The 24,312-nt window shown below is 67.2% G+C and carries 27 protein-coding genes; 8 read left to right on the plus strand and 19 right to left on the minus strand.

All coding sequences use genetic code 11. The features are described 5' to 3' along the window. Positions 1 to 7 precede the first annotated feature (7 nt). Both N6C22_RS03445 and N6C22_RS03450 read right to left on the minus strand, forming a co-directional pair. On the minus strand, positions 8 to 382 hold the full coding sequence (locus N6C22_RS03445; RefSeq protein ID WP_261649397.1) for a hypothetical protein: 375 nt from the start codon (positions 380 to 382) through the stop codon (positions 8 to 10). Positions 383 to 439: 57 nt separating this feature from the next. Beyond that, positions 440 to 1,036 carry a hypothetical protein gene (locus N6C22_RS03450; RefSeq protein WP_261649398.1) on the minus strand — a complete coding sequence of 199 codons (597 nt, stop codon included), beginning with the start codon at positions 1,034 to 1,036 and terminating at the stop codon, positions 440 to 442. 85 nt (positions 1,037 to 1,121) lie between these two features. On the opposite strand from N6C22_RS03450, the gene N6C22_RS03455 reads away from it, so the two are divergent. Together N6C22_RS03455 and N6C22_RS03460 are read left to right on the plus strand one after the other, a co-directional pair. Further along, positions 1,122 to 1,499, plus strand: a complete 378-nt coding sequence (locus N6C22_RS03455; RefSeq protein ID WP_261649399.1) for a hypothetical protein — start codon at positions 1,122 to 1,124, stop codon at positions 1,497 to 1,499. Positions 1,500 to 1,584: 85 nt separating this feature from the next. Beyond that, entirely contained in the window at positions 1,585 to 1,956 is a 372-nt protein-coding gene (locus tag N6C22_RS03460; RefSeq protein ID WP_261649400.1) for a hypothetical protein, read from the plus strand. A 31-nt stretch (positions 1,957 to 1,987) separates the two neighbouring features. On the opposite strand, the gene N6C22_RS03465 is transcribed toward N6C22_RS03460, so the two are convergent. From N6C22_RS03465 to N6C22_RS03500, 8 genes are all read right to left on the minus strand, one after another. After that, the gene (locus tag N6C22_RS03465) at positions 1,988 to 3,277 is read right to left on the minus strand and encodes an MFS transporter (RefSeq protein ID WP_261649402.1); all 1,290 of its coding nucleotides are present in this window, start codon (positions 3,275 to 3,277) and stop codon (positions 1,988 to 1,990) included. A 588-nt stretch (positions 3,278 to 3,865) separates the two neighbouring features. After that, entirely contained in the window at positions 3,866 to 4,903 is a 1,038-nt protein-coding gene (locus N6C22_RS03470; RefSeq protein ID WP_261649404.1) for a 3-oxoacyl-ACP synthase, read from the minus strand. Beyond that, positions 4,900 to 6,063 (minus strand): branched-chain amino acid ABC transporter permease, encoded by a 1,164-nt coding sequence (locus N6C22_RS03475; protein ID WP_369684430.1) that lies wholly within the window; start codon positions 6,061 to 6,063, stop codon positions 4,900 to 4,902. The genes N6C22_RS03470 and N6C22_RS03475 overlap by 4 nt, the downstream gene beginning before the upstream one ends. Positions 6,064 to 6,256: 193 nt before the next feature. Further along, complete coding sequence (locus tag N6C22_RS03480) at positions 6,257 to 7,261, minus strand: branched-chain amino acid ABC transporter permease (RefSeq protein ID WP_261652531.1); 1,005 nt, start codon at positions 7,259 to 7,261, stop codon at positions 6,257 to 6,259. A 5-nt stretch (positions 7,262 to 7,266) separates the two neighbouring features. Next, positions 7,267 to 8,031, minus strand: coding sequence for an ABC transporter ATP-binding protein (locus tag N6C22_RS03485; protein ID WP_261649406.1), 765 nt, complete (start codon positions 8,029 to 8,031; stop codon positions 7,267 to 7,269). Continuing rightward, on the minus strand, positions 8,028 to 8,855 hold the full coding sequence (locus tag N6C22_RS03490; RefSeq protein WP_369684386.1) for an ABC transporter ATP-binding protein: 828 nt from the start codon (positions 8,853 to 8,855) through the stop codon (positions 8,028 to 8,030). The genes N6C22_RS03485 and N6C22_RS03490 overlap by 4 nt, the downstream gene beginning before the upstream one ends. 4 nt (positions 8,856 to 8,859) lie before the next feature. Further along, complete coding sequence (locus N6C22_RS03495) at positions 8,860 to 10,287, minus strand: ABC transporter substrate-binding protein (RefSeq protein WP_369684387.1); 1,428 nt, start codon at positions 10,285 to 10,287, stop codon at positions 8,860 to 8,862. Between the two features lie 89 nt (positions 10,288 to 10,376). Beyond that, the gene (locus N6C22_RS03500; protein ID WP_261649410.1) at positions 10,377 to 11,081 is read right to left on the minus strand and encodes a helix-turn-helix domain-containing protein; all 705 of its coding nucleotides are present in this window, start codon (positions 11,079 to 11,081) and stop codon (positions 10,377 to 10,379) included. 133 nt (positions 11,082 to 11,214) lie between these two features. Here N6C22_RS03500 and N6C22_RS03505 point away from each other — a divergent pair, with 133 nt between their 5' ends. Beyond that, a complete protein-coding gene (locus N6C22_RS03505; protein WP_261649412.1) occupies positions 11,215 to 11,973 on the plus strand; it encodes a DUF429 domain-containing protein in 759 nt (252 codons plus the stop codon). 32 nt (positions 11,974 to 12,005) lie between these two features. Next, on the plus strand, positions 12,006 to 12,374 hold the full coding sequence (locus tag N6C22_RS03510; protein WP_261649413.1) for a hypothetical protein: 369 nt from the start codon (positions 12,006 to 12,008) through the stop codon (positions 12,372 to 12,374). A gap of 1 nt (position 12,375) precedes the next feature. On the opposite strand, the gene N6C22_RS03515 is transcribed toward N6C22_RS03510, so the two are convergent. Both N6C22_RS03515 and N6C22_RS03520 read right to left on the minus strand, forming a co-directional pair. Further along, complete coding sequence (locus N6C22_RS03515; protein WP_261649414.1) at positions 12,376 to 13,941, minus strand: AMP-binding protein; 1,566 nt, start codon at positions 13,939 to 13,941, stop codon at positions 12,376 to 12,378. Beyond that, positions 13,931 to 14,764, minus strand: coding sequence for an alpha/beta fold hydrolase (locus tag N6C22_RS03520; protein ID WP_261649416.1), 834 nt, complete (start codon positions 14,762 to 14,764; stop codon positions 13,931 to 13,933). The genes N6C22_RS03515 and N6C22_RS03520 overlap by 11 nt, the downstream gene beginning before the upstream one ends. A 215-nt stretch (positions 14,765 to 14,979) precedes the next feature. On the opposite strand from N6C22_RS03520, the gene N6C22_RS03525 reads away from it, so the two are divergent. Beyond that, a complete protein-coding gene (locus N6C22_RS03525; protein WP_261649419.1) occupies positions 14,980 to 15,420 on the plus strand; it encodes a MaoC family dehydratase in 441 nt (146 codons plus the stop codon). 90 nt (positions 15,421 to 15,510) lie between these two features. Then, positions 15,511 to 16,539 carry a DNA primase large subunit PriL gene (locus N6C22_RS03530; RefSeq protein ID WP_261649421.1) on the plus strand — a complete coding sequence of 343 codons (1,029 nt, stop codon included), beginning with the start codon at positions 15,511 to 15,513 and terminating at the stop codon, positions 16,537 to 16,539. A gap of 27 nt (positions 16,540 to 16,566) precedes the next feature. Here the strand turns inward: N6C22_RS03530 and N6C22_RS03535 are convergent, their stop codons facing one another. The 5 genes from N6C22_RS03535 to N6C22_RS03555 all read right to left on the minus strand — a co-directional run bounded on the left by N6C22_RS03535 (position 16,567) and on the right by N6C22_RS03555 (position 20,333). Continuing rightward, the gene (locus tag N6C22_RS03535) at positions 16,567 to 16,785 is read right to left on the minus strand and encodes a hypothetical protein (protein ID WP_261649422.1); all 219 of its coding nucleotides are present in this window, start codon (positions 16,783 to 16,785) and stop codon (positions 16,567 to 16,569) included. A 46-nt stretch (positions 16,786 to 16,831) separates the two neighbouring features. Then, the gene (locus N6C22_RS03540) at positions 16,832 to 17,884 is read right to left on the minus strand and encodes a hypothetical protein (RefSeq protein WP_261649423.1); all 1,053 of its coding nucleotides are present in this window, start codon (positions 17,882 to 17,884) and stop codon (positions 16,832 to 16,834) included. Positions 17,885 to 17,961: 77 nt separating this feature from the next. After that, positions 17,962 to 19,272 carry a Dyp-type peroxidase gene (locus N6C22_RS03545; RefSeq protein WP_261649424.1) on the minus strand — a complete coding sequence of 437 codons (1,311 nt, stop codon included), beginning with the start codon at positions 19,270 to 19,272 and terminating at the stop codon, positions 17,962 to 17,964. 207 nt (positions 19,273 to 19,479) lie between these two features. Then, positions 19,480 to 19,992, minus strand: a complete 513-nt coding sequence (locus tag N6C22_RS03550) for a winged helix-turn-helix transcriptional regulator (RefSeq protein ID WP_261649426.1) — start codon at positions 19,990 to 19,992, stop codon at positions 19,480 to 19,482. Beyond that, complete coding sequence (locus N6C22_RS03555) at positions 19,989 to 20,333, minus strand: hypothetical protein (RefSeq protein ID WP_261649428.1); 345 nt, start codon at positions 20,331 to 20,333, stop codon at positions 19,989 to 19,991. Before N6C22_RS03555 ends, N6C22_RS03550 begins: the two co-directional genes overlap by 4 nt. 207 nt (positions 20,334 to 20,540) lie before the next feature. Here N6C22_RS03555 and N6C22_RS03560 point away from each other — a divergent pair, with 207 nt between their 5' ends. Together N6C22_RS03560 and N6C22_RS21135 are read left to right on the plus strand one after the other, a co-directional pair. Continuing rightward, entirely contained in the window at positions 20,541 to 21,179 is a 639-nt protein-coding gene (locus N6C22_RS03560; RefSeq protein WP_261649430.1) for an SWIM zinc finger family protein, read from the plus strand. Continuing rightward, positions 21,106 to 21,321, plus strand: a complete 216-nt coding sequence (locus tag N6C22_RS21135) for a plastocyanin/azurin family copper-binding protein (protein ID WP_369684388.1) — start codon at positions 21,106 to 21,108, stop codon at positions 21,319 to 21,321. The genes N6C22_RS03560 and N6C22_RS21135 overlap by 74 nt, the downstream gene beginning before the upstream one ends. A 194-nt stretch (positions 21,322 to 21,515) precedes the next feature. Here the strand turns inward: N6C22_RS21135 and hjc are convergent, their stop codons facing one another. Next, positions 21,516 to 21,944 (minus strand): Holliday junction resolvase Hjc, encoded by a 429-nt coding sequence (gene hjc, locus N6C22_RS03565; protein WP_261649431.1) that lies wholly within the window; start codon positions 21,942 to 21,944, stop codon positions 21,516 to 21,518. A gap of 65 nt (positions 21,945 to 22,009) precedes the next feature. After that, positions 22,010 to 24,181: a hypothetical protein gene (locus N6C22_RS03570; RefSeq protein WP_261649433.1), complete on the minus strand. Its 2,172-nt coding sequence runs from the start codon at positions 24,179 to 24,181 to the stop codon at positions 22,010 to 22,012. Positions 24,182 to 24,312 lie beyond the last annotated feature (131 nt).

Below are 24,312 nucleotides of genomic sequence, written 5' to 3' on the forward strand. Positions count from 1 at the left end.
AGACCGCTCACTTCTCTCTCGTTTCCCACGCCGCGTAGCCGAGCGCGGCGGCGACCGGACACACCAGACTCCCGACGGCGAGCAGCAGCGCTGGCGAGAGCGACCACGTCGGGAGGATGGCCAGGCCGCCGACGATGGCGGCCGCGATGGCACCCGTCAGGAGGGCGATCTCGGTGTCGCCACCGCCGAGGGCGACCCCGGCGACGAACGCGTGGCCCGCGGCGAGGAGGGTCCCACCTATGGCGAGCAGCACGGGCCAGTCGCCAACGAGTGCGAAGTAGGCGAGTATCGGGACGATAGAGACGACGACCGGCCAGCCGTAGCGGCGGACGTTCGCGACGACGGGGGCGTACCGGTCGGTCGATGACTCGGTCGCGGTCATTGCCTCCAGTTGGGAAGGCGGTGTGAAAAACGTGCCGTGGTCGGGCGGTTCCGCGCGTCAGAGACTGCGGTCGATGACGGCCTTGGCCTCCCGCGCTGCCTGTTTCCAGCCGTAGCCGGCCTCGAATACGTGTCGCTTCGAGTCGACGAGGTCCTCGGGCGTCTCCTCGGCGAAGCCGCCGCGTCGCCAGGTGCCGGACTCGTCGAGCCACTCCAGCACCTGTTCGCGGGTCTCCTCCCACGTCAGGCCGACCATCTCGTAGTAGGCCACCATGGCGAACACGCTGTTGTCGTGACAGCCGGGCACCGAGCCCTTCTCGTAGATGGTCTTCACGGGTTCGTACTGCGGCTTCGTGAGTCTATCCCGGTACTCGTCGGGGTCCAGCAGTTCGAGGCGGTCACGACGCTCCTCGACGCGCTGGACGTTGCGCAGGTACCGCAGGGCACCGTGGTGCAGGCGGCCCCAGTCGGCGAACTCGTCGACGGCGTCACGGAGCTCCTCTTCGCCGGTGACGCCGCTGGAGAGGACGGCCAGAATGTCCGCGTAGGCCTTCTCGACGTCGTGCCACTCGACGCCGGCGAACTCGCAGTCCGGGTCGTGGAGGTCGTTCGTGCTCCGACAGTCCGGACAGGGGTACTCGAAGTGACGCGCCACTGGTCGCAAAAGCGGGAGGCGAAACAAAGAGCCTACTGGTTCGTCGATGGGTTTATTTCGCAGAGTGAGGTGACAGCTAGAATAGATGCACGTCCGCCACTTCCGCTACCTGGGTGTCTTCCTCCTGTTGATTCCGACGGTGTACCTGGCCGTCTTCGGGCTCGAACCAGTCATGCACCTCGAAACCGGGGTCTGGCTCGGGTTCAGTGTCCTGTCGGGGGTCGCGTTCGTCCTCGCCGGGCTCGACCGCGGGCCGTACTCGACCCGGACGCGACTCGCGGTCGCCTACCTGCTCGCCGGGGTCGGAGCCGGGTCGAATCTGGTGGCTGTCCTCGTCACGGGAGACTGGGGCGGTGCGGACGCCTTCGCGGTCACCATGGGTGTGACGGCGCTCTGTTTCCTGTACTTCGCGTACGCCATCGGGACCGACAACGGGGCCTTCGAGTTCGACTTCGAGGCGTGAGTCTCCCCGGCCGACTGGTCATATCGCCGAAACGTGTCAATCAATGTCCCACGTTACTTATCGTTCCCAATACTGTTCGGGACGTATGCGCCGACGTGTGTTCCTCCCCCTCGGGAGCATACTACTTCTGGCACCGCTCTGGCTGACGCTCGCGTTCGGGACCGACTGGAACGCGCACCCAGCGGTGGGTGTCCCGGTCGCCCTGCTCGTCGTCACGGCGGTGTCGCTCGGGCTCATCGGGGTCGACTCGCTGCGGGTCGACCCGACACAGCTCATACTCCTCGCACTGCTCAGTGCGGGTACTGCCCTGGTGGCGAACCCCTTCCTTGCGGTGGCCACGCAGACGCCCACGGACGTCTTCGGCCCGGTCGCCGCGCTCCTCGTCGGGGCGCTCTCGCTCTATCTCGCGGCGGTCTCGGTCGCCATCGAGCCGAACAGCGTCGTGGTCGGGGCCTGACGCCCGCCCGATTCCGTTCTCCTCCTCCTCCTTACTCCCGAACGAACGCCAGCAACAGCCCCAGCACCGGGAGGAGCAACAGCCCGCCCACGATGAACGGGACCCAGTGGAACGCGAAGGCGTAGAGCCCGGCCATCGCCGGGGGTCCCACCGTCCGGCCGAGGCTCCCGGCACCCTGGGTGACACCGAAGGCGCTGCCCTGTGATTCCGCGCTCGCCGACTTCGACACCAGCGCGCCCAGCGCCGCATTGAGTAGTCCATTTCCGAACGAGAGCAGCGGCAGGACGAGCACGACCGCCAGTGCGCCGGCCGGCAGTGGCCCGAGGCTCGGCAGGAGCGTCCCCAGCGTCGGCGCGAACGGGATGCTCGCGACGCCGAGGGCCAGCGCCGACCCGCCCAGGACAGCCATGCGCTCGTCGCCCAGTCGCCTCGAGACCTTCCCGACGAGGCCGGCCTGGACGATGACGCCGAGCACGCCCACGTAGGTCATGAACAGCGCGGCCTGCTCGGACTCGTAGCCGAAGGTGTCCGCGAGCCACGGGATGAACGCGATGGTGACACCCGAGAACGCGACCGAGACGAGGAAGAACGCGAGGACCAGTCCTCGCAGGTCGGGGTCGCCCAGCGCGTTGCGGAACTGCCCGACCAGCGTCTGGCGCTCCCCCGCGGGCCGTAACCGGTCGGGCTCGGGCAGGAACGCCAGCGCGACCCCCACGCCCAGCAGCGACATCCCGGCCGCGGCGAAGCTCGGGATGGAGAACTGGGTCACCGGAACCGCCGCCGGGAGCACGTCGCGCGCCACGGCCAGCACCGGGTCGCTGGCGAAGAATCCGCCGAGGGCCGGTCCGAAGATGAACCCCAGCGCGAACGACGCGCCGAGGATGCCCAGCGCCTTCGCCCGCTCCGCGGCCGGCGTCACGTCCGCGACGTACGCCTGCGCGGTCGCGATGTTCCCGCCCATCGCCCCGGCGAGCATCCGCGCCAGGAACAGCACCCAGAGCGCGCCCGCCAGCCCGAAGATGATCCACGCGACGACGCTCCCCAGGAGGGAGAGCACGAGGACCGGTCGCCGTCCCCGCTGGTCCGAGAGGCGACCGAGCCACGGCGCGGCCAGGAACTGCATGATGGAGTACGAGGCCGCGAGCAGCCCGATGAAGAAATCCGACACCGCGAACGACCGGACGTAAAAGGGCAGGATGGGGATGACGATGCCGAACCCCACGAGGTCGAGGAAGACCACGAGGACGACCACCGCCATGGCGCGCTTGCGGGGTATCTCCGTGGGGTCCGGGACCGCCTCCTGCGCGTGGGTCGCCGCCATTTGGTTGGGCGTCGCAGGGTGGCAGGTTAGGTGTTGGGTTGCTGTCGGGCGTTCGACGGGGTGGTTTCGATGTTCGCCGGTTGTCGGTAGAGTCTGGGTGGGTGACGGTCGCTGCTGACCCGGGTGTTCGTGACGACGAGCAGGTCACTCGCGCTGGTGCAATGGGGACCGCCCCGCACCACAGCCTCCCCAGCCGACTCCCTCCGTTCCGCTGTGCTTCACTCCCGTCGTCCCTCGCGCGGCACCGGCTCGTGGCCTCGCTCGCGCTCGGCACACTCACCAGCGCACGCCAGACCGTCGTCGAGACAGCAATCGCTGGCAGATGCATCTGCTGTTGGCGCGCGTGGTCGAGACCGGTGAGCGACAGCGAACCGTGTCGGTGGCGACGCGCGAGGGATGAGCACCGCAGCGAAGCGGAGCGTAGCGAGGAGCACAGTCGGCTGGGGAGGGCGAGGTGCGGTGCTGTGCGGGGCGGTTTCCACTGCCATCGGCGCGAGCACGCTGCTCGTCGAATCTGATTACGGTACCTGGTGGCCCCCGAAGGACTGCATCGACCGACTCGAAAATCGGTCGTTCACCTCGACGAACTCACGACTGCCAGGTCAGACAGGTCGCGGCCCAGGTGTAGCCGGTCCCGGCAGCCAGGAACAGCACCGAATCCCCACTAGCCACCAGCCCGCGCTCCAGCCCCTCAGACAGGGCCAGAATCTGGTCGGCGGACTGGACGTGGCCGTAGTCGTCGAGGTAGTAGCTCTCCGAGCCGGGGTCACACCCCAGCTCTTCACACAGTAACTCGTGGAACGACCGCTTCATGTGCGTCAGCGAGACGAAATCCACGTCCTCCACGCTGGAGCGCTCCATCGCGGTCTCGGCGACTTCGCGGAAGTTCGGGAGGCTGACCTCGGCGAGGCGTTCCTTCATGCCCTGCTGGTCGGGCACGTCGAGGGTATGCAGGCCGTGCTGGACCGTCTCGGCGCTGGCGGGGCGGGCCGAGCCACCGGCGGGCATCACCACGTCGCGGGAGAACGACCCGTCGGTGATTGCGGCGCTCTCGTGGACGTGGGCGCGAACCTGCCCCGGTTCAGCATCGGACTCCAGCACCATCGCGGTGGCCCCGGAACCGAAGTTGAACATGAACGAGGAGCGCTCATTGTCGTAGTCGACGAGGTCTTCCTCGCGGCTGGCCGTCACGAGCAGTGCGGTGTCGACGTGGTCGGCGAGCAGTTGCGCTTTGACCTGCCGGATGGCGATTGGCGCGCCGGCACAGAGCGAGTAGCTCTCGGTGGCGAACGCGTCCGAACAGCCCAGGCGGGCCGCGATGTCGGCCGCGGCCGACCAGACGACGTGGTCCTTGTACTCGCTGCCGTGGTAGAGCACGAGGTCCACCTCGTCCGGGTCCACCCCGGCGTCCGCGAGTGCGTCTCGGCCCGCCTCCACACACATGTCGCTGCAGTGGTCCGCCTCCGGTGGGCAGACGTGCTTCCGGCGCAGGCCCATCTTCTCGGTGACCACGTCCTCGGGAATCCCGCTCCGCGCGGCGATTTCCGCGCCAGAAACGGTCTGGTCGGGAACGTAGGTCCCGAAGCCGGTGAGGGCGACTGCCCCTGCGTACTCCTCCCGGCTCACTTCAGGTACCTCTGGATGTGCGCCGGCAGTCGCTTCGCGACCGTCCCACCGAGGCGCACCCGGAGCGTCCCGAGCAGGCCGTGGGGGACGTAGAGGACGAACACGACGAACAGCAGGCCGATGTAGAGGCCGGCCCGGCCGTTCAGGAACACCTCGATACCCTCACCGACGGTGAAGCCGTTCAGGAGCACCGTGTCGAGGGTGCCCTGGCCGAGGGTCTCGCGGAGGTACGGCAGGAGCCCGCCGCCCTCCTTCGAGAGGAACTCGTGCAGCCCCTCGTGGAACAGGCGACCGAACAGCGGCCCGGCGAGGGTGCCGAACCCGCCGATGATCGATGCCAGGAGCGCGTCACCCGCCGCGAGGAAGTAGAAGGAGTTCTCGGGGGCGACCGAGCCTTTGAACCCGGCGAGCAGGCCGCCACCGATGGCTCCGAAGAACCCGGAGATGGCGAACGCGCCCATCTTGACCCGGAAGGTGTCGTAGCCGACGGCGCGGGCGCGTTCCTCGTTCTCGCGGATGGCGACCATGGCGCGGCCGAAGGGCGAGTGGAGGATGCGCTGCATCGCGAAGTAACACACCACGACCACGAGACCGACCATGTAGTACGACACCTCGGTCGGGCCGAGCGCGATGGTGTGGCTGATGGGCGCCAGGAAGCCCAGTCCGGTGAGCTGGACGAAGTCCATCCCCCAGACGAACTGGTCGCCGAGCAGCCGCCCGATGCGCATGTTCAGCGCGTCGACGTAGGGCACGCCGATGGCGAAGCCCTCCTGGATGGAGGCGGAGACGCCGTCTTGCGGGCTGTCGGAGACGAAGTCCCAGTTCGAGAACAGCACGTAGAGGATCTGGGAGAATCCCAACGTGATCATCGCGAAGTACACCCCGGAGAGCCGGAACGACACCGCCCCGACGAGCAGGGCGAGCAGCGCCGCCAGGATACCGGCGACGACCAGGCTCACCATGAACGGGGTCTCCGGCCCCAGCACCGGTATCTTCCCGTTGGCTACGAGGATGACGAAGTACGCGCCGAGACCGTAGAAGGCCGCGTGGCCGAACGAGAGGTAGCCGGTGTAGCCGCTGATGAAATCGAACGACATGGCGAACAGGCCGAAGTAGAACACCGTGACCATGGTGTCCACGCGCGGCAGGAACATCGCCATCTCGGCGGCGACCGGGGATTCGAGCAGGAAGGTGTAGACGAACGGGTACAGTCCCAGCAGCACGATGACCGCGAGGTGGACAGACTGCTCGCGGGCGTACTGGAGCAGGTAGTGCTCGTCGGTCGATTCCGTGGTCTGCGTGGCCGACCCGGACCGTGTGGACTCCCCTGCCGGGGACTCCGCGGTCGCGTCGCTAATGGCCACCCACCTCCTCGACGCCGTAGAGGCCCTGCGGTTTCACGACCAGCATCACCACCAGGATGAGGAATATCATCAGCTCCGGCAACGCGGAGAAGCTGACGATGTTGCTGGTGAACAGTTCGGTCGTGACCGCGTCGACGAAGCCGACGAGGATGCCCGCGATGACGGTCCCCCGGAAGGTCCCGAGGCCGCCGACGATGACGACGACGAACGCGGGCAACAGCACCTCGGCCCCGAGGCCGATGCTGGCGGCCCACGCCACGTCCCACATCAGCAGCGTCCCGGCGATACCGGTGACGCCGACGCCGATGCCGAAGACGACGGTGAACGCCTGCCGGATGTTGATGCCGAGCGCCTCGGCCATCTCGGTGTCCTCGCTCCCGGCGCGGATGTAGAGGCCGTACCGGGTCTTCGTGAGGAACGCCCAGAGGCCGGCGACGACGACGGCCCCGAAGACGATCTCGAACAGTTCGAGCCCCTGCACACGTGCGCCGAGCACGAGGAAGCTGTTCTCCGGCGACAGGAGGTCGGGCTTCGTGCCGAGGGCCTCCTGCCAGTCCGTCGAGGGCTGGACGTCGTAGAACAGCAGCACCATCCGGAGCACCTCCTCGAGGACCAGCGTCACCCCGAAGGTGAGCAGTATCTGGTACAGCGGCGGCCGGTCGTACAGCGGCCGGATGAGCTTCACCTCGAGCAGGCTCCCGAAGCCGGTCAGGAGCGCGAACACGACGACGACCGCGACGAAGAACAACCCGAGCCGCGCCACGTCGCCGCTGGCCTGCGAGACGAGTGTCACCATCAGCAGGCCGCCGAGGTACGCCCCGATGGTCGTCAGCGAGCCGTGGGCGAAGTTGAGTACGCCCATCAGGCCGAAGATGAGGGTCAACCCGGCGGCGATCATGATGTAGAGCGACGCCTTCGCCAGCCCGTCGAGCACGATGCCGACGAGGACGCCGAGGTCGAGGAAGTGCAGGATGGCGTCGACGAAGGAGACCATGGGAATCACGTCAGGTACCTCCGTATCTCCTCGTCGTCCGCACTGACGCCGTCGGTGGTGTCCGAGTGGACGACCTGCCCGTTGTCCATCAGGTAGAACCGGTCGGCGAGGTCCATCGCCAGCGGGAAGTTCTGCTCGACGAGCAGGAGCGAGGCCTCCTCCGAGACCTCACGGAGCGCCTGCGCGACGTTCTCGACGATCTGCGGGGCGAGTCCCTCACTGGGTTCGTCTACCAGCAAGAGGTCGTTCTCGCCGACGAGCCCGCGGGCGATGGCGACCATCTGTTGCTGGCCGCCCGAGAGGTTCCCGGCCTTCTTCTCGCGGAACTCCACGAGGTCGGGGAACGCCGAGAACGCGGTGTCGAGGTGTGACTCGACGTCCTCGCCATCCTTGACCGCGACGCGGATGTTCTCCTCGACGGAGAGTTGCGAGAACATCCGGCGGTCCTCGGGAATCCAGCCCATGCCGGCGCGGGCGACCTCGTGGGTCGCCGAACCGGTGACGTCCTCGCCACGGAGGCGAACCGTCCCTTCCCGGGGCGGCGTGAGCTGGAGCGCGGTCCGGAGCGTCGTCGTCTTGCCGACGCCGTTTCGCCCGACGAGGGCGACCGTCTCACCGGGGTCGACGTGGAGCGAGACGCCCTCGAGGATGTGGCTCTCGCCGTAGTAGGTGTGGACGTCGGACAGTTCGAGCAGATGACTCCCCCTGTCGCTCGAACGATTTCCCCCGTCGGTCGTGCTGTCCTGTCCACCCGTGCTGGACTCGCTCATACGGCACCCCCTCCGGTACCGCCAGTCGTGCCGCTGTTCGAACTCGCGACGTGCTCGGCGTCGGCGTCGTAGCCGCCGAGGTACGCCTCCTGGACCGCCTCGTCCTCGCGGACGGCCTCGGGCTCACCGTCGGCGATGAGGCTGCCGCGGTGCAACACGGCGATTCGGTCGGCGAGGTCCATCACCACGTCCATGTTATGCTCGACGAGCAGGACGGCGTGGTCGCCCGCGACGTCCCGGATGAGGTCGACGATGTCGCCGACGCTCTCGGAGGAGACGCCCGCGGCGGGTTCGTCCAGCAGGAGCACGTCGGGGTCGCCCGCGAGGGCGATGCCGAGTTCGAGCTGGCGCTTCTCGCCGTGACTGAGGTTCTGTGCGACCGTCTCCGTCTTCCCACCAAGGCCGACCCGGTCGAGGATGGCCTCGGCCTCCGCGACGAACTCGGGGAACGCGTCGACGTTGCGCCAGAAGCGCACCGTCGCGTCGCTGTGGGCCTGGGCGGCCACGCGGACGTTCTCCAGGACCGTCGCGGTCGGGAAGACGTTCGTTATCTGGTACGAGCGGTGGAGCCCGACCGACGCGGTCTGGTCGGGCCCGTGGTCCGTGATGTCTCGCCAGTCGCCGTCGACGCGGAACTCGACGCGCCCCTCGGAGGGCGCGAGCGCCCCCGTGAGCAGGTTGAAGAACGTCGTCTTGCCGGCCCCGTTCGGGCCGATGAGCGCACAGCACTCGTCGTCCGCGAGCCCGAAGTCCACGCCGTCGACCGCCGTCACACCGCCGAACCGTTTCGTCAGGCCGCTCGTCCTGAGCAGCTGTGCGGCCATCGGCCTACAGCGAGCACCCCATCTGGTCCGACCCTTCAGGGATGGTGACCTCGTCCGCGCTGACCCGGGCGACCGGGTCGCCGGGCATGATGGCTGCGCCCCAGTTGGACTTCCACTGGTCGCTGGTCGGCACCGGGTACGCGACCGTCATCTCGGAGCGCGCCTGGCCGTTGTACTCCTGGTAGGTGTAGCCGTCGGGCCCCTTCGGGGTATCCGCGACGGTCATGCCGGTGAGCGCCTCCCGGATATCGACGCCCTCGGTCGACCCCGACACCTGCACCGCCTGGTGCAGCGAGGAGGCCGCGGTGAACGTCCCCGAGGTGAACAGGTCGGGCACCTTCCCGTAGGCGCTGGTGTACATGTCGACGAAGGCGCTGTTGATCTCGTTGTCGTACTGGTTCCAGTGGTAGCGGGTGGTGAACGGCCCGACCTCGGCGTCCTGGATCTTCTGGGTCGTCAGCGGCTTGCCGAGGATGTTCTGGAGGACCGACCCGACCACGGAGTTCGTGATCTCGGTGGCGAACCCACCGAAGACGCGCACGTCGTAGTTCGCGGCCGTGGTCATGAAGTTCGGCAGCGTCGCGACGGTGAACCCGCCGACGACGGCGTCTGCCCCCGAATCGACGGCGGCCTGGAACAGCCCGTCGAACTCGGAGTAGCCCTGCGGGACGAACCGTTCGCCCGTGATGGTGATGCCGTTCGCCTCGAGCACGTTCCGGTAGTTGTTGACGACGGCCTTCCCGAAGGAGTAGTCCGCGCCCATCAGGAACACCTTCTCGATGTCGGTCTCCTTGGCGACGTAGGTCCCGCCGGAGCGGGCGTCCATCGCGGTGTTCTCGTTCGCGCGGAACACCTGGTTCGAGCAGGTGCTCTCGCTGGAGGTGATGTCCGCCGACGCCGCGGGCCCGGCGATGAACGGGATGTCGACCGCCGGGGTCTTCACGACCGTCTCGATGACGCGGGTCGCCGAGGCCGAGGAGGTACAGCCGAACAGCACGTCGACCTCCTCGTTCTGGACGAGGTCGGTCGCGATCGTCTGGGCCTTGTCGGCCGAGAAGCCGGTGTCCTTGAAGTGCAGCTCCCAGGTCACGTCCCCATCCTCGACGGTCCGGGTGCCGGTCTTCACGTCGGTCAGCGGGTCGGTGTCGGTCCGGTAGGCCAGCCCCGAGAGGAAGCCCCAGATGGACTGCATCCCGTAGTACTGGAGGTCACCCGACATCGGCTGCATGACGCCGACCTTGACCGTCCCCGACGCCGACACGTCGGCCTGCGTCGTGGTCTTGGTTCCGCCACCGCCGCCACCGCCACCGTCGGTGGCCGTGGTGTCTGTCTCGGTCTCCTGTCCGCCACTCGTACACCCGGCGAGGCCGCCGACCCCGAGTGCACCCAACGTTCCCAGCATTCGTCTTCGTGAGATGTCCACGCGCGACATGTTAAGGTCTATCGGGGAATATTAGGCAATAATTACAAGGTTAACATATCAACCTCTGCCGAGAACGGGCCGTACTCCGGCGGTCGCCGCTACTCGTCGAGTTCCGAGAGTGCGTCGACCACGCGCTCGACCATCTTCTGTTGACCGCGCCGGAGGTTCTTCGACACCGCCGGTTTCGAGACGCCGAACTCGTCGGCGAGGTCGCCCAATGTGGTCTCCCGGGGGCTCTCGAAGTAGCCCTCGCTGGCGGCGGTCTCGAGGGTCTTCCGTTCGACGTCCGAGAGGTCGCGACAGCCGTCGATGAGCGACATGGCGGCACCCGCGTTCCGGACGATATCGTTCATCGAGGGGAGCGTGGTCGACTCCCGTTCGAGCACCTCGAACTCGTTGTGCTTCTCCAGTTCCGAGAGGGTGCCGTTCGCGCGCCCCTCGTCGTCGAACCCGACGTGCCACATCTCGCTGCCGTCCTCGATGTAGAACGGGCCGGTGATGTAGCCGTCGTTGCGGCGGATGGTCGCCATCGCGTCGGTCTGTCCCATCACGGTCCGCAGGTGCGCGACGTTCTCCCGCTTGGCGAGCAGGTCGATATCGTGCATCTGGCCGTGGTCCTGCAAGGCGTGCAGGCCGTTGTCGAGCGCGCCTCTATCCGCTCCTTCGACGACCATCCGACACTCCAGCTCCTCCGCGACCGGGTTGAACTCCCAGTGAGCGGCCGCGAAGGCGACGTCATGGTCCGCAGTGGTGTCGATGAACGGGCAGTCGTACTGCTCCATGTCCATCGAGATGTCTATCATGATAGTGTGTGACTAGTACACAGGCAACGGGCCGGGCGTTGATAAGGGTTTTCGTACTGGTAGCTCCATTCCGGTTACTGCTTTCGATGGCAAGCCTGCGAGGGTTTTTGCCGATACGGGCTAACGTCGAGATATGAATTCAACCCCGCAGTTCGTCGGCGTCGATGGGAGTCCCGACGGATGGGTGGCGGTGCGGTACAGCGAGGCTGGCTTCGAAGACGTGCAGCGATACGACGCCATTCAGGAGCTGTGGGAAGAGAATTCGGCAGCGGAGACGATTCTGGTGGACATTCCTATCGGGCTGGCGAAGGACGCGGCTGCGCGGGAGCCCGAGAAGGCAACCCGAGAGAAGTTGACGGGACGCACCAGCAGCGTGTTCAACGTCCCGATTCGCGGGGTGCTGGATATCGAGGACTACGACGAAGCCAACGAGGAACAGAAGGACGAGATAGACAAGGGACTCCAGAAGCAGACGTTCAACATCACCCCGCGTATCCGCGAGGTAGACGAGTTGTTGCTGGACGACAATTCGGACGCGACACAGGAAACGCTCCGAGAATCACACCCCGAAGTCTGCTTCTGGGCGTTTCATGGAGAACCGATGCAGTACTCGAAGACCGGGCAGCCAGCCGCCGCCTTCTGGGAGCGCGTCGAGGTGTTAAAAGAGGTCGACAACTCCTTCACCAGCAATCTTGCCACGGCCGGGGAGACAATTGTCGGATGGGGGAAACCCGAACTCTCCAACGACGACCTACTGGACGCCTTCGTGCTTGCGCTGACGGCGAAGCAGGGTCACGAAAACGACTACCAGACGCTGCCGGAGAAGCCGACGCGGGACGAAAAGGAACTCAACATGGAGATGGTGTACGCCCAGCCTGAGTCAGGGAACTGACTTTTTTCAGACACGGCCACCTACCGCCGGCCATGCAGGCACGAATCAGGTCGATCTACGGTGCGTTCCTCCTCGCACTCGCCGCCTCGATGGCCGTCCTCGTCCCCGACGCGCGGTCGGAGCCACTCACGGCGCTCTACGTCGTCCTGTTTGGACTCGCCGGTGTGTTGTATCTGGCGAGCAGTCACCCGCCGGCAGGGTTCGACCGATTCCAGTTCCGGGGTGCCGGCGAGGTGAGTCTCGGACTGGCCTTCTTCGTCATGGTGGTCGGCGGGGCGTTCGGGCCGGACCCGTGGTGGGCAACCGCCGTTCTCGGCACGCTCGTCGGCGTCTCGATGGTGTGGATAGGCGTCCAGCGCGTTCGCGGTGTCGCCAGTCCCGGGACGTCGTGGCCGTGGTGACCTACTCCCCGCCGAACCGCGCTTTCACGGCTTCACGGTCTATCTTTGACGGCCCCGAGGTCGGCATCTCGTCGACGAAGTCGAGGTGTCGGGGACGCTTGAACCGCGCCAGCTTCCCCTCCAGGAAGTCGGTCAGCTCCTCCAGCGTGAGGCTCGCGTCGCCTTCGACCACCGCCTTCCCGACCTGCCCCCACTGCTCGTCGGGGACGGGAATCACGACCACCTCCTCGACCTTCGGGTGCTTCGCAACCACGTCCTCGACCTCGGCGGGGTAGACGTTCTCGCCGCCCGAGACGTACATGTTCTTCTTGCGACCCTCGATGTAGACGTAGCCCTCGTCGTCCCGGCGGGCGAGGTCGCCGGTGCTGACCCAGCCCGAACCGAACGTCTCCGTGGTCTCCTCGGGTGCGTTCCAGTACTCGTGGGCGGCGTGCGGACTCCTGATCTCGAGTTCGCCGATGTCGCCGTCGGGGACCGCCTCGCCCTCGGAATCCACGATACGGATGTCCACGTGCATCGCGGGGACGCCGACGCTGTCGGCCTTCTCGTGGGGCCAGCCGTCGGGCATGGCGAAGTTGTTCGGGCCGCACTCGGTGAGGCCGTAGCCCTGCGAGAGGTCGACGCCGCGAGACCACCACTCCTCCATGACGGTCTCGCGGCAGGGGCCACCGCCCGACTTCGCGAACCGGAGCGTCGAGAGGTCGGCGGTCTCCCAGCCGTCGGCCTGGGTCATCATCCGCAGGACCGCGGGGACCGCCACGAGGACGGTCGCGTCGCGCTCGTCGACGATTCTGAGTACCTCCTCGGGGTCGAACTCGCGGGCGATGACGACCTCTGCACCGAGGTGGAAGAGGGGGACGGTGAGGACGTTCCAGCCGCCGGTGTGGAACATCGGGAACACCATCGGGGTCACGTCCTCGGGGCGCAGTCCCCACGCCGTGATGGTGTTGAACGAGTTCCAGACGATGCTCCCGTGCGTGATGACGGTCTCCTTGGGCGTGCCGGTCGACCCGCCGGTGTGCAGGAACAGGTGCGGGTCGTCCATGGACAGGTCGGCCGTCTCGACCGGCGAATCGTCGTCGGGACGGGCGTCGACCAGTCCCGGGAACTCCGAGTCGCCCAGCCCCAGTACCGGGCCGTCGTAGTCGCACGCGTCGTGGGCGAGGGCCTCGGTCAGCAGGTCGTCGAAGGGGCCTTCAACGACGACGAGCTCGGGCGCGACGTCCGCCAGCAGCGCGGCCAGTTCCCGCTTCGCGAGGCGGTGTGAGAGGGGGGCGAGCACGCCGCCGGTCTTCCCCGTCGCGAAGAAGAGGTCGACGAGTTCGGGGCGGTTGCGTGAGAGGACGACGACGCGCCCACCTGCCTCACCCGAGCCGGTCTCCGGCCGGCTTTCGACGCCGTGTTCGCGGAGCAGTCGGGCGGTCCGGTTCGCGCGCCGGTCCAGCTCGGCGTAGGTGTACGCCTCGCCCGTCGTCGCGTCGCGCAGCCCCACTGCGTCGGGTGACAGGCTGGCGCGGCGTTCGGACCACGCGCCGACCCACTCGGCGGGGGTCGCGCTACGGTGCATCGGCCTCGACGTGCTCGCGGATAGCCGCCGTCACGGCATCGGCCGACTCGATGAAGAACAGGTGCGAGCCGTGCTCGTACAGGTCGAGGTCGCTCTCTGGCAGACGCTCGTGCAGCCGTTTCCCGTTCTCGACGGGGAGGACGCGGTCGGCGGTCCCGTGCAGGACCATGGTCGGCAAGTCGAGGTCGTCGAGCCACGGCGTGCTGTCGAAGGCGGCGACCGCGCCGGCCTGGGCCAGCCGGGCCTCTGGTGGCGCGTCGGAGGTCAGCCGCCAGTCGATGATCTCCTCGACGAGGTCGTCGTTGTCCTCCCAGAAGTCGTCGGACATCGCGGGCTGCATCTTGTAGCGCAGCGCCTCGCGCTCGTCGTACTCCGGCGGGACGTTGAACATCCGTTCCTGGGTCTCCGGGGGCGTCGGGACCGCCTCCTCACCGCCGTGGGAGGTACACAGCAAGGTGAGGCTCTCGGCGCGGTCGTAGTCCTTCGCGTACCGCTGGGCCGTCATCCCGCCCATGCTCGCGCCGACGACGTGCGCGGAATCCACCCCCTCGGCGTCCAGCACGGTCTCCAGGTCGCTGGCGAACAGTTCGATACTGTACCGCGGTTCTTCATCCTCGGCTGCCGGTTCGGGCACGTCCGAGTCGCCAGTGCCGCGGTTGTCGAAGACGATGGTCCGGTACTCGTCGAGCCGCCGTCGCTGGAAGCGCCACATCCAGCGCCCGTACCCGAGCCCCTCGCAGAAGGCGATGACGGGAGCGTCCGCCGGTCCGTCGACCTCGTAGGCGATATGAGTCTCGTCCTCGTCGTTTTTGACGCGTTCCATGCCGGTGGCAACGGCCGAGACGATAGAAAAGACCCCTCTTCACATGTTAACCTCCCACGGTGGGGGGACAAATCGCGTTCGCTCGCTATCTCGCCCGCTTCCGGGCGTGATTTCGAAGGTAGATGTCGACTCCGGTTCACGAACTACGGCGATATTCCCGGCGAGGTTGATATGTTAACGCATAACTTATACCCTTTCAGGGTAAGGCTCCGTTTATGGCAGTAGCTACGGTGGGTGATCTGGCGACTGCGACGATGACAGTAGAGACTGATGATATCGAAGCCTATGCGGCTCTCGTCGGCGACGAGAACCCCATTCACATGGAGGAATCGTACGCCGAGGAGACGATGTTCGACGGACGCATCGCACACGGGATGCTGTCGGCCGGCGTCGTCAGCGCCGCCCTCGCCGACCTCCCGGGCGACGTTATCTATCTCTCACAGGACCTCCAGTTCCAGGCACCAGTTCAACCAGGTGACACGGTCGAAGCAACGGCCGAGGTCGTCGAGCAGGTCGGCGACAACAGACTCCGCGTGACCACGACGGTCGACGTGGCTGAGACGACGGTGCTCGCGGGCGAAGCGGTCGTCATGTCGGTCCCCCACGAATCCCCCGAAGCGGGCGTCGGCTCCGAGGCCGAAGCAGGCGCGGACTGACCCACACGACCGAGACGAACCGCTGTTTTCTGCTGACGGTCGCACCGGCGACCGTCGCGTTTATCCGCGCGCACCCGGAACTGACCCTCGATGGAGCGTCTTCACGCCCGGTATCCGTTCTTCGCGGCGGCCCGCGAGGCGGTCGACGAGGCGGCGGTCGACCTCGGCGAGTTGGTGGCTCGCGAGGACGACCCCGCGGTCGACCGTGCCATCGAGCGGGTCACGACGGCCCTGACGGAACACACGACCGGCGAGATGCGACGCGATAACCGGACCGAACTCCTCTCGTACCCGGTGGCGCGCGTACTCGTCTCGCTCGTCGACGACCCGGTCGTCACGCAGACCTACGCGAAGGCGGAGGCCGCCACGGCCCACGAGCGCGTCCTCTCCGACCTCGATACCACGACCCAGCTGAAGTCCGCGAGCGGGAGCGACCTCACCGTCGAGCGACTGCTCCGCGAGTTCGACCTCGCGGGCGCGGTCCAGGACGCCGACACCGGCTACCGCGTCGCTGTCGGCGCGTACCTGCGGCTGACGGGTGACCTCGACGACGACGCTTGGCGGCTCCCCCGACGCAGTCTCGCCGACGGGACCGTTCCCGTGGGCCGTGACGAACTCCTCACGCTGCTCCGTGGCGCAATCGAGGAGCGGGTCATGCTCGGACTTCCGTTCCAGGTACCCGACGTCATCGCGGACCACCTCGTCGACGAGGTGGCGAGTATCGAGGACGTGCTCTCGGACCCCGCCCTCCCGACCTCGTTCGACACCGTCGACGCCAGCTCGTTCCCGCCGTGTATCGAGCACCTGCTCGAACGGGCACAGGACGACGAGGACGAACTCGCGCCGCCGTCGTGGTTCACGCTCTGTGCGTTCTGTGCGACCGTCGGGATGGACCCCGAGGAGGTCGTGGCGGTGACCCGCGCCGTCGACGAGACGGCCGAGCGCATCCGCTACCAGATGGACAAGCTCGCGCGCGAGGACGGCGCTATCGAGTACCCGCCGGTCTCGTGTACGACCGTCCAGGCCTACGGCGACTGCGTGAACCAGGACGAGGTCTGTGCAGAGATATCGCATCCGCTGGCGTACTACCAGCAGCGAGTAGAAGCCGCAGACGACTGATTCGGGCGTCGGTCGCCCGGTCGATGCTTACTCTTCGTCGAGGTCGAGCCAGTACTTGCGGGTGTACCCGATGATAGCCATCAGGACGACGAAGAAGGCGATCGCGTACGCGAGAATCTGACCGCCTTCCGAGGTGAGGACGCCATTGTCGCCGCCGTAGGTCATCCCGATGTAGACCATGATGCCGATGATGGTCACAACGGCCCCGGAGGAGACCACGACCTCTTTGAGTGTCTCCGAATCCATGTCGTTGCGTCGCGCTTCCCGCGGGCCGGACAAAAGCGTGTCGTAGTTACGCTACGGTGAACGTCGCCTCCGACATGTCGATGAAGGCTGTCTCGTAGCCCTCGTGACGGGCAGCCTGCGGCGGGATGGTCGGTCGAAGCGTCACCTCGTCACCGGATTCGATGGTCCCGACGGACGCGCCGTAGTGGTGGTGCAACTCGGGGTCGAACGTCGGGGTCAGGTCGCCGTCGAACACTGTCTCGCCGTCGCGGGTGACCGTCGCGGCCAGTCCCATCGAGGGGAGCACCATCCGGTTGTACGGCGACCGCGCGGACACGGCGAGGTAGGTCCCGTCGCCGAAGCGGTCGGCGTCGACAGCCTGCGTCGCCAGCACCGCGTCACCCGATTTCGGGGCGTCGAGCGCGCGACCCGGGAGGTCCGCCTGGGCGGGCGCGACACCGAGGGGCATCTGCATCTCCATCGGCGGGACGGCCTCGAGCGCGCCGGCGCGGTCCTCGGTGTTCTTGTACATGATCTGCTCCTTCTCGCCTTCGCTGTAGCTCAGGTCGAGGGTGACGGCGGCGGACTCCTCGAACTTCCCCTCGAACGCGCCGGTGGTCTCGACGCCAGAGAGCCCGCCGATGGACACCTCAACATCGTAACTCGCGGTTCCATCCAGTGGGAAGTTCGCGCCGTAGTGAAAGCCCATGGGCTGGGAGAGCATCGCGTAGATGGTCTCCTCGGTGACGAGTTCACCGTCTTTCGTGACCTCGATGCTCACGCCGGCGTCGGGTAGGACGACCTTGGTCTCGGGGTCCCAGACCGCGACCATCAGGTGGACCGCGTCGTCTGACTCGATGTCGACGAGTTCGGTCTCGGTCGCAGATACCGTCCAGAAGCGGTGCGGGTAGCTGTACATCAGCCCGACCGCGTAGTCGCCGCTCGTGGCCATGTTCTCCATCTTCATGCCCTCGACGTGGGTCGGGTAGTAGACCGCGTCGGGGCGGTCCGAGAGGACGGGCGGGACGCCAGCGGTCTGTGTCTCTAGCAGACCAGCACAGCCCGCGAGTCCTGCCGCGGTGGCGCTGGCCCCGGCCGCGAGGAACGTGCGTCGTCTCATGGTGGTCTCTCGGAACTTCGGGGAAAAGCGGCTTCTGGTTCTTCCGTCGAAATCGGCTGGTTCGCGCGTCGAACCCACTACTGCGGGTTCGGTTCGGGGAGCGCGCGGTGAGCCCGCGGCGGGAGCAGGAAGTTCCCGCGGCGCTTGACGAACGTGTACTCGAGGATGCCGTTGTTGACGCGCTGGCGGATGGTCGGGTGCTTCGTCTGGTCGGTGCCGTTCATCGCTTCGCGGGTCTTCTCGAAGTCCGCGATGGAGCGCTGGACCGCGAGGAAGTGCAGGCCGGCCTCGTCCTTGTCGGTGGAGTCGAAGTCCCGGCGGATGATGAGCGGGCTGCCGTCCTCGCGGGCGGCCGCGGTCTTCTGGGTGTGGCCGATCTTCCCGTAGTTCCTCGCATCGTCGTCGATGGACTCGACACAGCCCGCTTCCTCCACGCCCGAGGAGGTGCCGAGGTTGTCCCCTGCACCCTCGACCTTCCCCTCCCTGGCGTGGGCGGGACAGAACATCTTCGCGACGTTCTCCTCCCTATCGTTCTCGGTGTACCAGTCGTCGAGGCGCAGGCGGATGCGCGAGACGTGCTGGGTCGTCCCGCCGGCGAATGGACCCTCGGGAATGGTGACGAAGTCCTCGCTGGCCTGGTTCTTCTTGAAGCCCGACTTGAAGCCCATGAACAGCGGTGAGTCCTCGTCGATGTCCACGTCGCCGGGGATACCGGCCACGTCCTGGTGTTCGGCGGGCAGGCCCGCGCCGATGAACCCGGTCCGGCGGCCGGGGAAGTCACTCGGGAAGTCGAACACGTCGCCGAGGTGGGCGTCCATCGTCACGCCGTTGGCTTCCTCGCGGGCGCCCTTCAGGGCCTCCTCGGCTTCGAGGACGACCGACCCGTGGTCGCTGGCGAGGTGGACGACCGCGTCGTTCGTGTCGAACTCGGGTTCCTCGAACGGCGAGAGCGCCTTCGGCTCGGCCATGCCCGCCGACTCGGGCAACTCGTCGTCGAACCGGGCGAAGTACGCCGGGGAGTAGCCGACCGTGAACAGCAACCCCTCGTTCGACCACTCGAAGGCGCGTTCGAGGCTCTGGAGGGCGGCCTCGACGGTCTCGCGCTCGTCGCTACTCGGCGTCCCGTCGCCCGCGTAGTCGAGGTAGAGCAGGAGGTGGTGGCGTGGGGCGACATCGTTGCCGTGGTCGTCGGTCGCGAGGAACCGGTTCCAGGTGTGCTGGCCGCTCGGGAGACTCGTCGGGTCGTCGCTACCCGTGGGAATCGCGGCGGCGTCGTCACCGCTTCGCTCCCGGTCCAGGCAGGCGGCGAGGGCGGCCGTCCCGCCGATGGCGACGGCCGATTTGACGAACTCGCGGCGGGGAATTCCGCGGTTGTCGCGTGCTGTCATCGGCGTTCGCTAGGAACTGCCCCGCAAAAAACGGCGTGGTGCATGCGTCGAAAGGGCGAACAGGCGACACGTGGGCGTCGAGGCTGGTCTGGCGTCGGCTCCCGCCGAAGTCGACACCATGTCGTGTGGCGGCTGGTCGCGCACCCGCTGCCCGCCACACGGTCACTGGTCAGGACATGGCGGGGCTGGCCCCGTCCTCGTATAAAATCACTCGGCCAGCAGGTCGTCGACCAGCCGGGTGAACCGGTCCACCAGCCGAGCCGGCAGCGTCGGCGTCACGTCCGCCAAGAGGTCGCCGGTCCGTTCGGGGTCGGCGAGCACCAGCGTCACGCGGTTGCGCGAGTCGCGTTCCTTCTCGACGAGGCCGGCCTCACAGAGGTTGTCGAGGTGGTGTTCGAGCGTCGAGCGCGCCACACCCACATCCTCGGCCACCGCCGCCGGCCGTGAGGGCCCTGCCTCGATGAGGACGGCGAGGATGTCGCGGGTGGTCTCGCGGCGGACCAGCGCGATGGCGGCGCGTTCGAACTCGTCGTAGCTGGGTGGAAAGTAGTGAGTCCGGCCGAACAGCTCGTCGCGGAGAATCGACTCGTCGGCGACCAGCGAGCGGACGTGGTACTGGACGTGGCCGGCCGCAAAGGGGAGCGACCGGACGAGTTCGTTGAAGTGGACGCCGGGCTGTGCTGCGATCTCGTGCTCGATGCGGGTGCGTGCGTCGGTCATGTGTCGTCGGTACCTCGTCCCTGCCGGATCTCGCGGGCGTACCACACCGCGCCGACCACGAGCGCGGTCATCACCACGTCGAGGCCGTGTTCCGCGAGGTGGTGGTCGGCGTCGGTGAGCGGCCCCATCATGGCGAGCCAGGCGACCAGTGACCGGCCCGCGATGGTGGCGAGCGCCAGCGCGACCAGCAGATACGGGCGTGAGCGCCGCCGGACGTACGCTGCGAGCCCGAGCCCGAGCAACAGCGCGGACCCGAGCCCGGCGAGGGTGAGGACGCCCAGCAGCAGCGGGCTGACCGCGGTGCTGGCGTGCAGCGGTGCGAGCCCCGGCAGGGGTTCCATCGTACTGCGCTAGCGGGTCCAGTCACCTGAACTGTTCGATTGTGTGGGCTGTGCACGACCGGTGTTCTAATGGGGTCGGAACGGCCGAAATCGCGGTCGAAATCGGGCCGAATCGACGGTTTCGGGTGAAAGGCTTACGCTCGCAGAACCCGTACTTCAACTCGAAGCCGGACACCGGCATAGCCCACGCTCCGGCGGTGAATACGCATGACGCACACCAGAAGCACACCCGCGTCACAGAAGACGAACCTGCCCGTGCCCAGCGACGCCCATCTCGACGAGCGGTCGCGTCGCGCACGCGAAGAACCGATGCTCGTCACCGCGTTCGGCGGCGACGTGTACGAGGTCGAGACCGAACCCGGTCATCGCTACCTCGCGAACGTCGTGGCGGGCCGCTGCACCTGTCCGGACCACCTGTTCCGCGACGCGCGCTGTAAGCACCTCCGCCGGGTCGCCATCGAGATAACCGAAGGGCGAGTCCCGCCGCCGGGCCACGTCGCGGTCCCCTGCGCGGTCTGTTCCGAGGAGGTGTTCGTCCGCACCGCCTCTGCCGACCCGCATCTCTGCCCGCGCCACCGCTTCCAGCGCGGGGACGTGGCGCGCGACCGCGAGACCGGCGGGCTCGTCCTCGTCGTGGCGGTGTCGAACCGTCGCGCGGACGAGGTTCGGATTCCCAGCCAGGACTGCACGGTCGCCGAGTACGCCACCAACCGGGCGTACCCGGCGAGCGACCCGGTCGTGAGCGCGGTGTACCCGGCGGTCCGGGTCACGGGTGACGGGCCGGCCCCTGAGTCACTCCGCGTGTACTCGTTCCCCGTCTCGCGTCTCGTGCGGCCCGAATCCTGACTGCAGACTGTTTCCAATTCGCACGAAAATACGGTCTGGAGCATGCCACCGCCGCGGCGGAGCCCGAGGAGAAGGCCACGAGTACTACTGCATCCCGCACGCCGCGGCCGGCATGGAAGGCACGATAGTCGTCGAAGAGTAAGCACGACACCATCCCTGACCGCTGACGCTGCAACTGTCCTCCCACCTGCCGCTGTCGTCCCATCCTTTTTACCAGAAAACGCGGCCACCACCGGTGTGCCCCCACGAGCCACCGTCCGTGTGCCAGCGGTTGCGCGGTGAACACACGGACGGCCCGCGATCACCGCCTGTCCGCCAGGAGAGCACCCAGCGACGCTATTCGTCGTAGTCGGTCAGACTCCGCTTTCGCGGGCCGCCGACGAACTCCTCGAAGTCGGTCCCGTCAGCGAGTGCCGTCTCCTTCTTTACCCGGTAGTTGCCCCCGTCGGTGACGTACAGGTCGGCCGGATGGAAGAAGTACCAGTCCTCGCGGTCGAAACGCACGCCGACGCGCGCCTTCGCGCCGAAGTTCTGTGCGAAAAAGAGCAGCGCTTCGATCTCCTCTCCATCGAGGTAGATGGGCCGCCCCGATGACGACTTCGCCTCGATCGCGTAGAACACGTCGCCGTTGCCGGCGAGGACGTCGGGGAGCTCGCGCTCGGTCGCGCTGCCACTCGCCGGCGCACGCATGACCGCGAACCCGGCCTCGTCGAGCTTGTTGACGAGCTCGCGCTCCATGCGGTCACCCTTCCGGTTCGAACTCATGTTCCCCTCTCGGAGACGGGGGATGATAAGTCGGGCGACCCGAGAATCGCGTTCAGGAACAGGAGTCAGTCGGCCGATTCCTCGTCGGTGTCGGCCTCGTCGGCCGTGTCCTCGCCACCGTCAGTTTCGGCTGTGGCTTCGACCGCCCCATCTTCGTCCGGCACGGCGTCGTCAGCACTCTCTGCCGCCACCTCGTTCGCGTCGGCCTCAGCCTCGCCGGAGTCGCTCTGGTCCTCGGTGGTCTCGGTCTGCGTGGTCGCCGAGGTCGCGCTCTCATCGCCGTCGGCGATGCCGCTGGCCAGCCCGCCCGGCTGGAGATACCACCAGCCGCCCAGGATGACCGCGCCGAGGACGAACGAGCTGAGCGCCAGCGATGCCGACCCGGTCGCCGCGAGGACGAACGAGAGCAGGACGCCGCCGGAGCCGAGCCCCAGCAACAGGAGCGCCCGGATGCTGTTGTCGACCCGCTGGACGATGACGTCGTCGACGGTCCGCTCGGTGACGTACTCGTCTTCGAGCAGGTCGTGGAGCGCCGTGACGTCGTCGTCGGTCGACTCCCGCAGGTCGGACATGTCCGATTCGAGGGTCGACTGCATCTCCGCCAGGTTCGCTTCCATGTCGTCGCGGAGGTCACCAGCCGCGGCCTCGCGTTCGCGCCGAACCGCCTCGAGGTCGTTCTCGAAGTCCTTGCGGGCGTCCTCGACGGCCGCCGAGAGGTCGCTTCGCGCGTCCTCGATGGTCGATTCGAGGTCCGTTCTGAGTTCGTCGGTCGCCTTCTCGCGCTCCTCGCGGAGCGTCTCGAGGCCCTCGTCGAGAGTGTCGACGCGGTCTTCGAGGTCTCGGAGCGCCGCGGCCCGCGCGGCGAGGTCGTCGAGTCGCGCGAGATCGCGTTCGGCCTCGGCCAGTCCCCGGACCGTCGCGGAGCGATGGTCGAGCGCATCGACCTCCTCCGTGAGGGCCTCGAGGTCGTCGGCGCGAGCGGCGGCCTCGTCTAGCTCGGCCAGCCGGTCTTCGACGCCGTCGACGCGCGCGTCGGTCGCGGCGTCCGCGGCCAGCTGGTCGAGCTGGTCGGCCACGCTGTCGAGGCGGTTCGCCTCTGCCTTCGCGTCCTCGAGCGCCTGAACGGCCTCACGGACCATCGCGAGGTCCGTCTCGTCGGCCTTCTGGTCGGCGAGTGTGGCGAGGTCTGTGCGTGTCTGTTGCAGGTCTGCCGCGTCGGCTTTGAGGCCGTACACCTCGGTGATGCTCGATTCGAGGTCCTCGATGTCGCGTTCGAGCCGTTCACGCTGCTGGCCCGCACGGTCGCGGAGCCGGTCGAGGAACGCGGCCGTCGACTCCGAGAGCTCCAGGTTGAGCTCCTGTGCGATGGCGTCGCGGTCCTCGTCGTCGACCCTGTTGGCGCGGAACTCGCGAGCGAGGTCCGCCGCGACGGTACCCGTTCCTGTCGAATCTGTAGCCTCGCTCTCGTCCGGCGATGGCTCGTCGTCGATCGAGACGTCGTCGAGGCTCGGTTCGTTGTCGTCGATTCCCAGGTCGTCGACGCCCGAGAGGTCGAGACCGGCACCGAACCCGTCTTCTCCGTCGCCACTGTCGTCGATTTCGTCGACCTCGCTGTCGCCGGGCGCGGCGACGTCGTCCAGTGCGATGGGCTCGTCGCTGTCAGCCTCGGTCAGTTCGTCGAGCTCGAGTGCCTCTGCTGCGGCCTCCTCGACCGTCTCTGCGGTGTCGTCGTCCGCGTCGTCGTCGTTCGCCGCGAGGTCGCCCTCGTTGTGAACGTCGAGCGTCGGAACCGCCTCCGATGTCTCGTCGAGTGGGGCCGGCCCGTCCTCGTCCTCGGTGGAGACCGACAGTGTCGGTCGGCCGAGGAACGCCTCGGGGTCGTCGAGCGACGGCCGGCGGACGCCGTACACCGTCGTTACGGACTCGCCGGGGGCGAGCTGTCGTCTGTATGCGATCTCGTTCTCGTCGATGCGTCGCCAGTTCTCGGCCTCGAAGTCCTCGTGAAAGCCCACGTCGTCTCCGGAGAGGTCGTCGGGAGTCTCGTCACGGAGTTCGAGCGTGACTGGCTCGTCACGCATCGACGCGATGTCGTAGTTCACGACGGGCACGGCGGAGCCACGCTCCGTCACCCACTTTCGAACGCGGACACCGCGTTCGGCGACGTTCACTGCGTCACCGTCCGTCGGGGGCCAGTCCACCGCCTCCTCGTCAGTCGTAAGTTCGCTATCCTCCGTCACGCTGTCTGATGCTCAATCCGAATGCATTTCATGGTATCGGAAATTGTTGTAAAATTAAGGTTATTGGAGATTGAGGTGTGGGAGACCCAACTAGAACGGGGAAAAATCGCCAGAAAGCGCGGTTCTTCTCA

It is taken from the genome of Haloarchaeobius sp. HME9146 (assembly GCF_025399835.1).
Classification (GTDB): Archaea; Halobacteriota; Halobacteria; order Halobacteriales; family Natrialbaceae; genus Haloarchaeobius.